The sequence below is a fragment of the Nocardia sp. NPDC055029 genome, assembly GCF_053608525.1.
On sequence record NZ_JBSGVQ010000062.1, the window covers coordinates 1 to 14915 of the forward strand.

13 protein-coding genes are annotated in these 14915 nt (G+C 67.0%); 7 read left to right on the top strand and 6 right to left on the bottom strand.

The window, feature by feature from the left end; genetic code table 11:
- The first annotated feature begins 121 nt into the window (after positions 1 to 121).
- From ACWF9G_RS32850 to ACWF9G_RS32860, 3 genes are all read left to right on the top strand, one after another.
- Positions 122 to 2167, top strand: a complete 2046-nt coding sequence (locus tag ACWF9G_RS32850; protein ID WP_379311440.1) for an ATP-dependent DNA helicase — start codon at positions 122 to 124, stop codon at positions 2165 to 2167.
- 92 nt (positions 2168 to 2259) lie between these two features.
- Positions 2260 to 2964: a methyltransferase domain-containing protein gene (locus ACWF9G_RS32855; RefSeq protein ID WP_379311441.1), complete on the top strand. Its 705-nt coding sequence runs from the start codon at positions 2260 to 2262 to the stop codon at positions 2962 to 2964.
- Between the two features lie 140 nt (positions 2965 to 3104).
- Positions 3105 to 4445: a glycosyltransferase 87 family protein gene (locus tag ACWF9G_RS32860; RefSeq protein ID WP_452520054.1), complete on the top strand. Its 1341-nt coding sequence runs from the start codon at positions 3105 to 3107 to the stop codon at positions 4443 to 4445.
- Here ACWF9G_RS32860 and ACWF9G_RS32865 read toward each other — a convergent pair.
- Both ACWF9G_RS32865 and ACWF9G_RS32870 read right to left on the bottom strand, forming a co-directional pair.
- Entirely contained in the window at positions 4396 to 4848 is a 453-nt protein-coding gene (locus tag ACWF9G_RS32865; RefSeq protein ID WP_452520055.1) for a hypothetical protein, read from the bottom strand. The two genes, ACWF9G_RS32860 and ACWF9G_RS32865, sit on opposite strands and share 50 nt — an antisense overlap.
- Entirely contained in the window at positions 4845 to 5063 is a 219-nt protein-coding gene (locus ACWF9G_RS32870; RefSeq protein ID WP_452520057.1) for a hypothetical protein, read from the bottom strand. The genes ACWF9G_RS32865 and ACWF9G_RS32870 overlap by 4 nt, the downstream gene beginning before the upstream one ends.
- A gap of 224 nt (positions 5064 to 5287) precedes the next feature.
- Between ACWF9G_RS32870 and ACWF9G_RS32875 the strand changes: the two genes are divergently transcribed.
- Positions 5288 to 5710, top strand: a complete 423-nt coding sequence (locus ACWF9G_RS32875; RefSeq protein ID WP_452520058.1) for a hypothetical protein — start codon at positions 5288 to 5290, stop codon at positions 5708 to 5710.
- Positions 5711 to 5876: 166 nt separating this feature from the next.
- Positions 5877 to 7427 carry an NB-ARC domain-containing protein gene (locus ACWF9G_RS32880; protein ID WP_452520060.1) on the top strand — a complete coding sequence of 517 codons (1551 nt, stop codon included), beginning with the start codon at positions 5877 to 5879 and terminating at the stop codon, positions 7425 to 7427.
- 20 nt (positions 7428 to 7447) lie between these two features.
- Here the strand turns inward: ACWF9G_RS32880 and ACWF9G_RS32885 are convergent, their stop codons facing one another.
- A complete protein-coding gene (locus ACWF9G_RS32885) occupies positions 7448 to 8260 on the bottom strand; it encodes a hypothetical protein (RefSeq protein ID WP_452520062.1) in 813 nt (270 codons plus the stop codon).
- Positions 8261 to 8547: 287 nt separating this feature from the next.
- Here ACWF9G_RS32885 and ACWF9G_RS32890 point away from each other — a divergent pair, with 287 nt between their 5' ends.
- On the top strand, positions 8548 to 11544 hold the full coding sequence (locus ACWF9G_RS32890) for a TIR domain-containing protein (protein WP_452520064.1): 2997 nt from the start codon (positions 8548 to 8550) through the stop codon (positions 11542 to 11544).
- 105 nt (positions 11545 to 11649) lie between these two features.
- Positions 11650 to 12192 (top strand): hypothetical protein, encoded by a 543-nt coding sequence (locus tag ACWF9G_RS32895; RefSeq protein ID WP_452520066.1) that lies wholly within the window; start codon positions 11650 to 11652, stop codon positions 12190 to 12192.
- 78 nt (positions 12193 to 12270) lie between these two features.
- Here the strand turns inward: ACWF9G_RS32895 and ACWF9G_RS32900 are convergent, their stop codons facing one another.
- From ACWF9G_RS32900 to ACWF9G_RS32910, 3 genes are all read right to left on the bottom strand, one after another.
- Positions 12271 to 12813, bottom strand: a complete 543-nt coding sequence (locus ACWF9G_RS32900; RefSeq protein WP_379310306.1) for a DoxX family protein — start codon at positions 12811 to 12813, stop codon at positions 12271 to 12273.
- A 185-nt stretch (positions 12814 to 12998) separates the two neighbouring features.
- Complete coding sequence (locus ACWF9G_RS32905; RefSeq protein ID WP_379310307.1) at positions 12999 to 13412, bottom strand: hypothetical protein; 414 nt, start codon at positions 13410 to 13412, stop codon at positions 12999 to 13001.
- 64 nt (positions 13413 to 13476) lie between these two features.
- Positions 13477 to 14838 (bottom strand): NCS2 family permease, encoded by a 1362-nt coding sequence (locus tag ACWF9G_RS32910; RefSeq protein ID WP_379310308.1) that lies wholly within the window; start codon positions 14836 to 14838, stop codon positions 13477 to 13479.
- Positions 14839 to 14915: the final 77 nt, after the last annotated feature.

Consider the following 14915-nt stretch of genomic DNA (forward strand, 5'->3'; position numbering starts at 1 on the left):
CCGTTGCGTAGGCGACGAAGGAGCAAGCAACGGTGCCTGACCGGCGGGACACAAGGGGCCGCGAACTCGAGCGCGCCAGCGCTCCAACAATTCTGTCTTAGGGGGCGGATAAGCTGCCTGCGTGCCCGAACTTCCTCCCGTCGCCGACCTGCTCGCCACCGCCGTGCATGCCCTGGGAGGCACGGAACGCACCGGTCAGACCACCATGGCCACCGCCGTCGACCACGCGATCGACACCAAGGAGCACCTGGCGGTCCAGGCCGGTACGGGCACCGGCAAGTCGCTGGCCTATCTCGTGCCGAGCCTGCGGCACGCGGTGCGGACCGGGCGCACCGTGGTCGTCTCCACCGCGACGATCGCACTGCAGCGTCAGCTCGTCGACCGTGATCTGCCGCGGCTGGCCGACGCACTCGCCAAGCCGCTGGGCCGGGTGCCGCAGTTCGCGATCCTCAAGGGCCGCAACAACTATCTGTGCCTGAACAAGATCAACAGTGTGATCCCGGAGGACACCGGCGGCGAGGCCGAACTGTTCGACGCGTTCGCCATCTCCAAGCTCGGCCGCGAGGTGCAGCGCCTCAACGAGTGGGCCTCCGACACCGAGACCGGCGACCGCGACGAGATCGCGCCCGGCGTGAGCGACCGGGCCTGGCGCCAGGTCAGCGTGTCCTCGCGCGAGTGCCTCGGCAAGACCCGCTGCCAGTTCGGCCAGGACTGCTTCGCCGAGAAGGCGCGCGCGGAATCGGCGCAGTCCGACGTGGTGGTCACCAATCACGCCCTGCTGGCCATCGACGCGATCAGCGGCATCCAGGTGCTGCCCGAACACGATGTCGTGGTGATCGACGAGGCGCACGAACTGGTCGACCGGGTCACCGGGGTCGCGACCGCCGAACTCGCCGCGACCGCGATCAGCGCCGCCGCCCGCCGCTGCACCAAGCTGATCGACGACCGCGAGGTCGACCGGCTCGAAGGTGCCGCCGAGGCGTTCCACGAGGCACTCGAAGACATGCCGGCGGGCCGCTGGGACCAGCTGCCCGACGGCATCGCCCCCGTGCTCGCGCTGGTCCGCGACGCCGCCTGGAACGCGCGCACCGCCATCGCGCCGCAGGGCAGTGTCAAAGCCACCGACGACCCCGACAACGCCGCCGCCCGAACGATGGCGGTCGCCGCGATCGACGACGTGCACGACGCGGCGGTACGCGCGCTCACCGCGTTCGAGGAGGCCGATCCGGCCGCGCGCCGCGACGTCATCTGGTTGTCGGCCGACGAGATCCGCGGTGTCGCGCGCCGCACGTTGCGGATGGCGCCACTGTCGGTGGGTGGCTTGTTGCGCAGCAGGCTGTTCGGCACCGCGACCGTGGTGCTCACCTCGGCGACGCTGCAGATCGGCGGCTCGTTCGACGGGCTGGCGATCACCTGGGGACTGCCGTCACAGCAGGGCGGCAAGGTCGACCCGGCCATGGCCAACGGCGCGACGGCGCCTGCCGACCTCGAATCGGTGCGCTGGAGTTCCCTCGACGTCGGCTCCCCGTTCGACCACGCCAAGTCCGGCATCCTCTATGTCGCCAAGCACCTGCCCGCGCCAGGTCGCGACGGCCTGTCCCCCGCCTATCTCGACGAGATAGAGCAGCTCATCACCTCCGCGGGCGGACGCACGCTCGGCCTGTTCTCCTCGATGCGCGCCGCCAAGGCAGCGACCGAGGCGCTGCGCGAACGACTCGACACGCCGGTGCTGTGCCAGGGCGAGGATTCGATGGGCGCGCTGGTCCGCAAGTTCGCCGACGACCCGGCGACCTCGCTGTTCGGCACGCTCACGCTGTGGCAGGGCGTCGACGTGCCCGGCCCGTCGCTGAGTCTGGTCATCCTCGACCGTATTCCGTTCCCCCGCCCGGACGATCCGCTGCTCACCGCACGCCAGCGCGCGGTGGAATCGCGGGGCGGCAACGGCTTCATGACGGTGGCGGCCAACCACGCGGCATTGCTGCTGGCCCAGGGCACCGGTCGGCTGCTGCGCAGCGTCGACGATCGCGGCGTTGTCGCGATCCTCGATTCGCGCCTGGCCACCGCCCGCTACGGCAGCTACCTGCGCGCATCGCTGCCGCCGTACTGGGAGACCACCGATCCCGAGGTGGTCGCCAAGGCGCTGCGCAGGCTCACCGCGTCGGCCTGAGCTGAGGGACTTTTACATCGAGTCTTGCAATCAGAATGACCACACCAGTGAATTCACTACCGGGCGAACGCAAGTCGTGAGAACGTGGGGTGATGAAGCACCACGCCGATGGCGAGGTACTCGGTGAATTTCTGGTCAGCGCAAGATCTTTGGCCGAGTACCGCGCGATGTTTCACCTGTCCGACGACGATCTCACCGGTCGCCGAATTCTCGATTGTCCCGGCGGCGCAGCGAGTTTCACCGCCGAGGCCAGCACGCTGGGTGCCGCGGTCACCGCGGTCGATCCGATCTACGCGCGCTCGATCACAGAACTATCCGTCGACGCGGTCACCGAGAACGACCGCGCCGTGGCCTGGGCCGCCGCCAACGCGCACCGCTACCGCTGGGACTGGTACGGCTCCCCTGCGGGCCACGCCGCGATCCGGCGCGGTGCGGCCCGCCGCTTCGCCGACGACGTGCGCGCCGAACCGCACCGCTACATCGCGGCGAGCCTGCCCGAACTCCCCTTCCCCGACGGGTCCTTCGACCTCGCCCTCAGCTCGCACCTGCTGTTCAGCTACGCCGACCGCCTCGACGCCGACTTCCACCTCTCCGCCCTGCTCGAACTGTCCCGCGTCACCGAGGGCGAGGCCAGGCTCTACCCACTGCTCGACTACACCGGCGCCCCACTGGACGACCTGATCGACCACCTCAGAACCGAACTACACGACAAGGGCATCCCCACCGCCCTGCGCAAGACCCGTTACGAATTCCACCACGGCGCCGACACCATGCTGGTCCTGCAACCGGCCGCATGATCGGCGTCACCGAGATCGGTTCGCCGCCTTGGTTCATAGGGATCTCCTACCAACGACGGGCCGGAGCGCGGCGGCGTAGTGGACGGGCGGTAGGTTCTTAGGCGTGCATACGATGCGAGCCGGCCGGTAGCACGGCCGTGGTGGAGAAATCTCGACGCGCAGCACTCCCGCGCACCGTCTCGACGCTCCTCCTGTTACTCGGTACCGCCGTCCTCGGGGTGACGCTGCTGTTCACCACCATGGACCCGTGGATGAACGATGGCGGCATTCTCGTCGGTGGCCTCGACGTCCACATCTACCGCGACGGTGGCTGGCGGGTGCTGCACGATCGGGCGCTCTACATCGAGCCGACGCACTACGGACTCCTCTACACCTACACGCCGTTCTCGGCGCTGGCGTTCCTGCCGCTCATGCTGGTGCCCTGGGCGCACGTCACCACGACCTGGCTGGTGCTCAATCTCGCGGTGCTGTTCGGCTGCGTGCTGCAGAGCTGGCGGATGCTCGGCTACCGGGTGACGCCGCGCCTAGCCGTCGTCAGTGCGCTGATCACGCTGGCCTGCGTCTTCGCCGAGCCCGTCCGCACCACCCTCTACTACGGGCAGATCAACCTGTGGCTCATGCTGCTCGTGCTGTGGGACTTCTCCCGCGCCGGGAACAGCAAGCTGCGCGGCGTCGGCGTCGGCATCGCCGCGGGCATCAAACTGACGCCGCTCTACTTCGTCGCCCAGTACCTGGCGCAGCGACGGTGGCGTGCCGCGGCCACCGCGGCCCTTACCTTCGTCGCGTCGATCGGCCTGACCGCCCTGGTCCTGCCCCGCGATTCCTATCAGTACTGGACCTCGACGTTCTTCCAGTCCAGCCGCATCGCCCCCGACGTCCACGCCGCCAACCAGTCCCTGCGCGGCCTCGTCGCCCATCTCACCCACGGGCCCGCCCCGGTCTGGCTGTGGCTGCTCATCGCGCTCCCGGTCGCGCTCGTCGCGCTGTGGCTCGCGGCCGCGCTCGCGCGCCGCGGCGAACCGCTGCTGTCGGTCACCCTCGGCGGCCTCACCGCCTGCGCGGTCTCCCCCTACTCCTGGGGCCACCACTGGGTCTGGTTCGTCCCCCTGATGGTCTACCTGATCCATCGCGCCCAATCCCGAGGCCGCTGGTGGCTTGCCGCAGGCGCCCTCTACATCGCCATCGCCGCCTGGACCTACACCTACACCCCCACCTGGGTCAGCGTCGGCACCTTCCTCCTACCCCCGTGGTGGCCGGGCGCCCAGATCATGATGAACATCTACGTCGTCATCTACCTGATCGTGCTGACCGGCATGGTCCGCCTGGTCCGCTCCGCACCACAACAGCCCGAGCCGATAGCACCGATCATCATCAATCCCCCTACCGCCGAACAGGTTTCACCCGCCCCAGCGATCGAACTCCTGCCCTGGATCACCGACGGCACACACCCCGACGACAACCGCCCGGCAGCCGTCGACTGAGCCCCGCCGACAGCAGGCGATCGCTACGACGCCTTGCGATTGACGAGCTGGGCTGCCCGCTGATGCGAAACACCCAGCGCAAGTCCGATCTCGCGCTGCGACAGCCCGGCTTCGGCAAGAGTCTGCGCGGGGCCGCGGCTGCCGCAGCGCCCGCCGCCTTCAGCTCATCTATCTGACCGAGAATCCGCTTGGACCGCTCCCACTTCTCCCGCGCGGCTTCAGGCAGATTCACCTGGACTGTCAGATCGAAAGAGTCGATCGGCACTTCCTGCATGACCCCGATGAGATCGCGAGCCATCGGCTCGACCTCCTGCAAGGTGCGAGCCTGGGTCCACTGATCAATTTCGAGGATGTGGACGAGCCAATACCGCTCGCCCCGCTCGACGCGGGCAGTGTAGGTCACTTCCGCCACCATCCTTTCCCGAGCACTTCCTCGCACTGCTTGTAGATCGTAACGGCGAGGCGGTCGTCGATCTCGGCATGGCGCCCGATGGGAATCTGTTTCCCGCCGAGCTTGAAGACGGAGTGGTTACCGCCTTCACGGGCGAGCTCCCAGGTGACATCGCCGGTTCTTGCGGCCTCGGCGATCTTCTTGATGAGCTCGCTCCGCTTCGTCATCAGTATGTTCTATCCTAGCCTAGTCACACAAGACAACCCTAGGGTTGTCGCTCGATGCGGCAACTTTGGCCGGATAGAGACCCAGCCTCGCCCGGAGCTTCCGACACGAAAAACTCACCGGTCGAGCACTTTCTGTCAATTGCCGCCAACGTCCGACGAACGGCGCGGCTACATTGGAATCCGTCGAGCGTGGGCCAGGTGGAGGCCCCGGAAAGGAGGGCGGCATGGCTGTCGAGCTGGTCAACGAGGCGTGGCCATTCGTGACCGCTGCGCTGGGAGCCTATGGCGCCAATGTGCTGACAAGGGTGCAGGATCAGGCCGCCGAGGACACGGCGAATTGGGGTCGCCGGATCCTGCAACGCGTCTTCGGGACCCGCCCGGCCGACGAAACTCCGCCGCCCGCCATCGATCGCGCCGTTGCGGATCTCGGTGACTCGCAGGCGCAGGACGCCTTGCGCGGACGGATCGGCGAACTACTGGAAGCCGATCCCGAGCTGGCGACCGAAATCCGGGCGATGGTGCACCAGGCGGGACAAATCGCCAGTGGCCAGGGCCAGGTCAACGCGCAGTCCTACGACAACTCGCAGCAGAACAACCAGGGCCAGGGCACCTTTCAAGTGACCAACATTGTCCGCCCCGAGCAATAGGCCGCACGGGGCTGTCGACGCCGAGGCAACCGGCAACTCGCAACAGAACAATCTCGGCCAAGGGTCGTTCACCGTCAACAACTTTGGTGCGGCCAGGCCGTCGACACGTCTGTCAACAGTCCTCCCCCCGCCAGAATTGTTCGGCCGCGACCGGGAATTCGAGCGCATGATCAGCCATGTCAAAGCGACCCGGCCCGCCGGTCGCCGGTATGTGCTGTCCACCATCCTAGGCATGGGCGGAGTTGGCAAGACCGCCTTCGCCCGCGCCGTAGCAGCCGAACTAATTGATGAATTTTCTGATGCCCGCTTAGAGATCGATTTTCATGGATTCACACCTGATCGCGAGCCAAGGGATCCTTACCGCATTCTCGGCGAGTTGCTACAAGAAGCCGGGTTCGACGAACCCTCGATCCCCGCAACAATTGAGGCCAGATCTGCCCGCTGGCGGTCATGGCTGGCCGATCGGCGCGCGCTGCTATTGTTCGATAATGTACGCGATGCCGCGCAAGTCGAGCCGCTGCTCCCAGGCAGTGATGCTCAATGCTGCACACTGATCACTAGTCGACACCCACTCGACCGGCTGCCGTCGACGATTCGCATCGACCTGAATGTCTTGAGCGCACGCTCAGCTGAAGGCCTGCTTCGTCAGATTGCGCACCATGGAATCGCCGACAAGTCGATCTCCGATTATCCCGAAGAGGTCGATCCTGCATTCACCGATCTGGCGCGGCTATGCGGCTACCTACCCCTCGCGCTTCAGAGCATCGGCGCAAAGCTCCATCACGGAATGACTGCCGGTGATCTCAGCGCCCTTATGTCCGACGCTGACCATCCATACGACGAGGTCCCTGACCTCGGGAGCGCGGTCTCCACAGCTTTCAGGGTGTCCTATGAGGCTTTACCCGACCCGGCACGAAGCTTACTACGCGCCTGCGCTCTCCACCCAGGACCCGACTTCGACGCATACTCGATTGCCTCACTAATCAGCCGGAATCCTGTCCAGATAAAACTCGGCCTCGTCGATTTGGCCGCTCACGGCATGCTGACTCCCATCCCACACGCGCGCTACAAATTTCATGACCTGTTTCTCGGATTCGCACGCGAGCGTTTGCAGGCCAACTGGTCATCGGAGTTCGCGGGCAGCTGGTCACGGTGGATCTCACACCTGACGATGACGATGTGGGTAGCATCGGTGATGACCGTGGCAGATGAAAGCAGCGACCTCCTCAACGTACTACCGAAAAGATTCGCGGATGCCGAGTCGGCACGCAAATGGTTTGATTCGGCCGCTGACGAAATAATTTTCGCCTCAGAAATCGAATCGCTCAACGAGTCCGCAACCGAATCTCCACTCGCAGACGCTGTTGGGTTTTGGCTACAACTCGCAAGCAGTGATAGGTCACCCGACCAATCGGGCACAAATGACGCTATCTCCAGCGAGGAGTTTCGACAACAAATCGACTATGCTCGGACTCTCCAGCTCCGTGGCGAGGTCGCGCGACTATTAGGCGAGTACTCAGCCGCCATCCAGTCGTTCGGACAAGCCGTGACGATCTTCAGGGAACTCGGCGATCGACTCGGCGCTGGAAACTCCCTGATCGGACAAGCGCGCGCCACCAGCAGCCTCGCCGTACTCACTGAATCCGATGCGCTATACGAGCAGTGCATACGGCTCTTCACTGAAGCGGAGATATTGTTCAGCGAACCTCCCGCTTGACTCGACTCGCTCGTGTAGTCCTACCCGCAGGACCAGTCGAAAACGCCTGACTCCAAATCGAGTTGGGCGTTGCCGCCGCCGAAGTTCATGCCTGCGACTTCCTCGATCTCCAGGTAGTACGGGGTCAGTCCTTCGGGGAGGGCCTGGACGGGGAAGGCGGTGCCGCCGAGGTGGGAGCGGCCGAAGAGGGGCTCGGCCCAGGGGTTCCAGCCGGAGTCCTCGGTGAGGGGGTCCTGGTAGCGGGTGTTCGGTTCGTATTCGACCGGGGGGATGCCGATATTGGGGTCGGCGGTGCGTTCGGCGAGCCAGACGCCGACGGTGGGGTGCATGTCGTCCCAGGCGTTGCGGCCCTCGTCGCTCGCGACAGGGGAACCGGGCAGGCGCACATCGGCGGGCGGGGCGACGGGGCCGCCCGCGAATTCCGCTTCGGTCAGCCAGATCAGGGCGAACACGCCGCCGATCTCGTCGTGCAGCAGCTGCAACTGGGCGTGCAGGCGGGTGGCGACCAGGTCGCGGGCGACCGGGTCGTCGGAGTCCGCGTCGGGCTCGATCGGGTTGGTCGCGTCGGCGAACTGGCCCTCACCCTGGAAGAAGGCGATCGCGGGGAAGCCGGAGCCGCGGCGCTGGAAGTCGGCGGGCAGACGCAGGGTGAGCGCGTGCATCATCGGCAGTCCGGTGACCGGTCCGCGCGGCCAGGTCGCCGGGTCGATCGCGGGCCCCTCGCTGCCGATCCAGCCCGCGCGCACCGGCGCGTCGAGAGTCAGCGGTTCACCGCCGGGCGTCTCGGCCAGTTTGTCCGCCGAATCTCCGAAACCCAGGTCGTAAGCCTTCATCGCAGCTCTCCTCTTCGATACGCGGACCATGCGCGGCGCCGCGTCGACAGGCGCCGCCGACGAGGGTAATCGGTGCCGTCGACAGGCACGCGCACTGCGTGGAACGACAGGCATCCGACCGATGACCAATCGGCGAGTCGACTATCTACTGCGCGGGATCAGCCGGCAGTCGTCGGGGCGCGGAATCGAGTAGTCCGATACGCACGACATCCCTCTGCCCCGGCGGCAGACTTCGATGATCCTGGATCCGCCCAGGCCAGGAACCGACTCTGGACAGGGAGAGGACCGTGTCTACTCAGCTCGAGGCGCAACTATCGCCGCCTCGGGAGTCGTTCGCCTACGACGCCTTCATCTCCTACACGCACCGCCCTGATCGACAGGTCGCCGCCGGGATTCAGAAGGGTCTGCACCGCATCGGCCGACGGATGGGTCACTTACGTGCGCTGCGCGTGTTCCGCGATGCCACCGATCTGACCGCCTGTCCGGACCTGTGGGGCAAAGTCGCCGCGGCGATGGACCGCGCCAGGTACCTCATCGTGGTGCTCTCCCCGGACGCGGCGATATCGAAATGGGTCGACCGGGAAGTAGCCCACTGGTTGGCCTGCCGCGGTTCGGATCGGCTGCTGTTCGTCCTCGCCGGCGGGCGGCTGAGCTGGGACGAGGACACCGGACGGTTCGATCCTGATCGGTCCGATGCCGCGCCGCCCGCGCTGACGAGGCCGGGTGCGCTGCCCACGGAGCCGCTCTACGTCGACGTGAGCGACGATGCGCCGTGGGACCCGGCGGCCCCGTTGTTCCGGGAGAAGGTCACCGATCTGGCCGCGCCGATCCACGGCAAGGACAAGGACGAGCTGGTCAGTGAAGACCGCCGCGAGCTGCGCCGCTTCCGTCGGCTGCGGCGTGCGGCCATCGCCGGTCTCGTCATCCTCACTGTCATGGCTCTCCTCGCCGCGGTGTTCGCGGTGACGCAACGACGTGAGGCGCTGGACCAGCGCAATGAGGCGATACGCCAGCGCGACACGGCGGTGGCGCTACGGTTGGCCGCCGAGTCCGACTCGATACTCAGCGGATCGAAGGCACGCGACGACGAGCGGGCGATCCTGCAGGCACTCGCGTCCGAACGGCTCGGGGCGGCTGACCCCGGTGTCCTGCTCCGGACGCTGAAGCGGCTGGCCGATACGAGCAAGATCATCCGGGTTGGCGATCCGTTCCTCTCCGGCATGGCGATTCAGCCTGAGGCCATGGCCGCCCTCAGTGACCTCGACCTGGTCTGGAGCGTAGCGATCAGTCCGGACGGCCGCCGCATCGTGGCTGGCGGCGCGCAGATCCGGCTGTGGGACGCCGACACCGGACGGCTGATCGGTGAACCGTTCAAGAGCCCGCTGCTCACGACGAGCGTTGCCTTCAGTCCGGACGGGCGCCGCATCGTCTCCGGCGGAACGGGGATGCGGCTGTGGGACGCGGAGTCGCACGCGATGATCGGCGAATTCACCGGCCACGAAGGCCTCGTTCGCAGCGTGGCGTTCAGCGCGGACGGAGCCCAGGTGGTGTCCGGTGGCCTGGACAAGACCGTGCGGATCTGGAACGCCGAGACCAGGCAGCAGGTGGGCGCGCCGATGAGCGATCACAGCGCACGGGTCGATGCGGTGACGTTCAGTCCGGACGGGCGCCGTGTCGTGTCCGGCAGTGCGGACAATTCGCTGCGGATATGGAACACGGTCGACCAGGCGCCGATCGGCCCGCCCATCGATGTGGGCGAGACGGTGACTTCGGTCGCGTTCAGCCCGGACAACCGGCACGTCGCGATCGCCGACCAGGGCGGGCAGGTCCGGTTGTTCGATCCGGCCACCGGCAGCGCAGGCGATCCGCTGCCCAACGACGGACGCCATACCGGCTCGGCGGTCGCGTTCAGCACCGACGGGCGCCGGCTCGCGGCCGGCGGCATCGGTGCCACGATCCACTTGTGGGACACCGAGTCTCGTGCGCCGCGCGGGTACGCCACCGGGCACACCGGCTGGGTGACCAGCCTGGCGTTCAGCCGGGACGACAGCCGCCTGCTCTCGGGCAGCCTCGACGGGACGGCACGGATCTGGCACACCGGCACCCACACCTCCGGCGGGCACCGGGTCACCGGACCGCCGGGCACGGATGGCCTACCGATCCCGGCCAGCGTGGCGTTCGCACCGGACAGCCGCCGGATGGTGGCCGGCTATCGCGACGGCACGCTCTGGCAGTTCGAGACCGACACCGGGCGGGCCATCGGCGCGCCGCTGCGCAGGCACGTCGGCCCAGTCCGGGTCGCGACCGTCAGCTCCGACGGACGCCGGATCGCGTCCGGGGGCCAGGACAGGAGCATCGTCATCTGGGATGCGGCGTCGAGCACGCCGATCCGAGTTCTGACCGGCCACGGATCCTGGATTCGCAAGCTCGCCTTCAGCCAGGACGGGCGGCGAATCGTGTCCGAGAGCGCGGACAACGAGATCCGCCTGTGGGACGCGGAGCGGGGCGACGCCATCGGCGCGCCGCTGCGCGGATTCGAGGGCGAGATCTGGAGTTTGGGGTTCAGCCCGGACGGGAAGGTGGTCGCCGGCGGCGGCGACGACAAGGTCGTCCACCTGTGGGACGCGGCGACCGGCGAGCACATCGCGGGACTCGGCGGGCACGAGACAAGGGTCAGCTACGTCGCGTTCGGCCAGGACGGACGCCAGGTCATCTCGTTGAGCGCCTATGCCCTGCGCACGTGGGATACGGCTACGCGCGAACTGGTGAGCGCCCCGGTCATCGGCCCTGAGATTTCGAGCAGCCTGGCGGTCAGCGGACGCGGCGACTTCCTCGTGGTCGGCGGCGCCACGACGCTGCGCCGCTGGACGGTCCCCTCCGGCGACCCGATCGGCGAGCCGATGCACGGCCACTCGGACGCCGTCGGTGGTGTCGCGATCAGTGCCGACGGCCGGATGGTCGTCTCCGGCAGCATGGATCGCACCCTGCGTTTCTGGGACGCCGCGAGCGGCGCGTCGATCGGCGACCCGCTCACCAGCGGCACCGACGATGTCGCTCGGGTGATGCTCAGCGCCGATGATCGCCGAGTCCTGTCACTCGACATCGATCCGGAGGAGACCGTCACCGCCTGGTTGTGGCCCGGACCGTCGTCCTGGCACGACGACCTCTGCGGGAAGCTGTCGCACAACATGAGCCGCAAGCAGTGGCGAGAGTGGGTTTCGCCGGAGATCGGCTACCTGCAGGTCTGCGAAGGGCTCCCGATTCCTCCCGATGGCACCGGATGAGACGGAGGTATCGATATGTTGGATTCTATTGTGCACCTTGGTGTTTCGGGACCGCCGCAGGGCGTGAAAGGTCCCGCTCGCCGAAGGAGACTGCGGACCGGACTCGTGACGGTGCTGGCGATCGTCTCGGTCGCGCTGGGTGGCTGCGGCAGCGGCACCGACGCGGTCGGCCTCGACGACTACGTCCGGTCGGAATGCGAGATCACGATCCGGTACCAGGCCCGGATGCACGAACTGGCCCGCCGAATACTGGAGTCGACGGGGCCTGCCACGCAGACGCAACTCGCCGACGTCGCCACGGAGATGGCACGCCTGTTCGACGAACTGGCCGAGGAGAGCGAGGAACTGGGTGAGCCGCCGAACGGCGAGACCACGGGCAACGCGGAGGAAGTCCTCGCCGCAACGCGCCAGACCGCGACGGAGCTGGCCGACAGCGCCACCCGGTTACGTTCCGCCACCTCCGCCGCCGAACTGACCGCCGCTCTCGACGGCTTCCAGCAGGTACTCGCCCGAGGCGGTACGCGCGGGAGGGAACTGAGGCAGCAGGAGGCTCCCACACCGGAACTGGATGAGGCGCGCAAGGCGATACCGGGCTGTGAGGAGGCGACGCACAGGGGATCGCAGAACCAGACCGTGCCGAACCGGTAACCGGCCGGGCGACACGAGGTGCAGGCAAAAACGGCGCGGCAACCGGATTCCGGTTACCGCGCCGCTGTCTCGGCTAGCTCAGAGCGCTGCCTTGAGGATCAGGGTCAGCACCGCGGCGACGACGGCGACGCCGATGGCCGCGGCACCCCACACGACGCCCTGGCGCGCCCACGGGCGGCCTGCATCGAGCGAGAAGCGGCCCGGTCCGGTGAAGGCCAGCGCGGCGGCGGCGATCGCGTAGACCAGCGGGCTGGAGAAGCCGGTCACCGACGGATCCTCCGGGAACAGGCCGCCGCTCCACAGCACGTTGATCGCGTTGATCATCGTGCCGACGACGATGGCCGCGGCGAGCGGGGTGAAGAGCCCGAAGACCAGCAGCAGGCCGCCGACCAGTTCGCTGAGTCCGGCCAGTGTTCCGAAGACCACGCCCGGGTTGTAGCCCATCGCCTCGAAGCCGTCGGTGGTGGCCTGCCAGCCCATACCGTTGAACCAGCCGAACAACTTCTGGGCGCCGTAGGCGGCCATCAGGCCGCCGAAGCCGACGCGGAGCACCAGCAGTCCGATGCCGAGCGCGTTGACCTCGTCGGTGGTGGGAGTGGTGCGGGTAGCGGTGTCGGTCATCGTTTCCTCATCTGCGATTCGATACATGCCCGCAACCGGACCGCAGTCCGATTGCCTCTTCCGGTCACAACCTGGGTCCCGGGTCAACTATTTCACGCCGTTCCCCACAGTTCTGTGACCCTGCTCACAAAACAGCGAAAAGGCCGCCCCGCCCGGGACGGCCTTTCCAGATGAAAGAACTCAGCTCACCACGCCATGGTCGCGTAGCTGACCAGCGTGCTCTCCGACTCCTGCGACAGCTTCCAGGTGCCGTCGATGTCCTTCCAGGTCACCGGGATCGGGAAGCTGTAGTCACCGAGGCGGCTGTTCAGGGTGGCCGACAGGGTGTCGCCGTCCACGGTCACCGGACCCGAGACATCCCAGCTGTAACCGGGGATGCGGTTGACGGTGTCGCGGACGACCGAGAGGCCACCGGCGTTGCCCGACTCGAGCTCGGCCGAGGAACCGTTCATGGCCGCCTGCAGCTTGCCCTGGAGCTGACCGGCCGACGGCGTCGCCGGGGCGGCGATCGCGGCGGGAGCGGTGGCGACGACGGCAGCGGTGACCGGCGCGAAGATGGTGGCAACCGCCATCGACGCGGCAACGAGCGAGCGCTTCATAGGTAAATCTCCTTCAAGCTTGGCTAGGCTAGCCTAAGTATAGGCATACCTATGGTGCGAACACCTACTCGACGAGGAAGAAGAAGTACCCGAGGAAGAGCACCATCAACCCCCACATGGCCGGATGCACTTCCTTGATCCGGCCCCTGGCGACCATCACCACCGGGTAGAAGATCATGCCCATCGCCAATCCGTTGGCGATCGAATAGGTCAGCGGCATCATGATCACGGTGAGGAACGCCGGCACCGAGTATTCGAGGTGCTGCCAGTCGATATCGCCGAGCGCACGCGCCATCAGCACGCCGACCACGATCAGCGCGGGCGCGGTGACCTCGGCAGATCCGGCGATCACCGAGAACACCGGATAGCAGAACATCGCGAGCAGGAACCAGCCCGCTGTCGTCACCGCCGTGAGGCCGGTCCGGCCGCCCGCCGACACACCCGCGGTCGATTCCACATAGGCGGTGGTGGTCGAGGTGCCGATGATCGCGCCCGCCGTGGTGCCGACCGAGTCGGCCGCCAGCGCACTCGCCGCGCGCGGCAGCGTGCCGTCCTTGTTCAGCAGGCCCGCCTGGTTGGCGACGCCGATCAGCGTGCCCGAGGCGTCGAAGAAGTCGACGAACAGCATGGTGAGCACGACGACGATCATCTGCGCGGTGAAGGCGTCGGGCAGGTGGATGATCGCCTGGCCGAAGGTCTGATCCAGGCCCTTGGGCAGCTCGGCGATGCCGTCCGGCACGCCGACCAGCCCGGTCACCATGCCGAGGATCGTGGTCGCGACGATGCCGTAGAGCACCGCGGCGTGCCAGCCGATCACCAGGAAGATCACCGTGACCACGAGGCCGAACAGCGCGAGCAGGGTGGTGCCCTTGGTGAAGTCGCCCAGGGCGACCAGCGTCGCGTCGCTGTTGACGACGATGCCCGCGTTCTTCAGACCGAGAAATGCGACGAACAAACCGATGCCGGCGCCGACCGCGAACTTCATCTGCAACGGGATCGCGTTGAGGATCCGTTCGCGGACCTTGGTCACCGCGAGAATGAAGAAGATGATGCCCGAGAGCAACGTGCCCGACAGTGCCACCTGCCACGGGATGCCCATGCTGAGCACCACCGTGTAGGCGAAGAACGCGTTGAGGCCCATGCCCGGCGCGAGCGCGATCGGGTACTTCGCCCAGATGCCCATGACGAGTGTGCCGAAGACCGCGGCCACCGCCGTCGCGGTGAACACCGCCTGCATCGGGATGCCCTTGTCGCCCAGCGCGCCCTCGTCACCGAGGATCGACGGATTCACCGCCAGGACATACGACATCGCCAGGAACGTGACCGTGCCCGCCATCGCCTCGCGCTTGAAGGTGGACCCGCTCGACGTGACACCGAAGTATCTGTCGAGGCGCCCTCGGGCACGAGTTGCGACATCGCCGGCCATGACACTCCAGTCCGCGTTTCAAGAATTCAAAGAAGAACGACCCAGGAACGGTAGCGGAAAGTTCACTGAATCGAAGA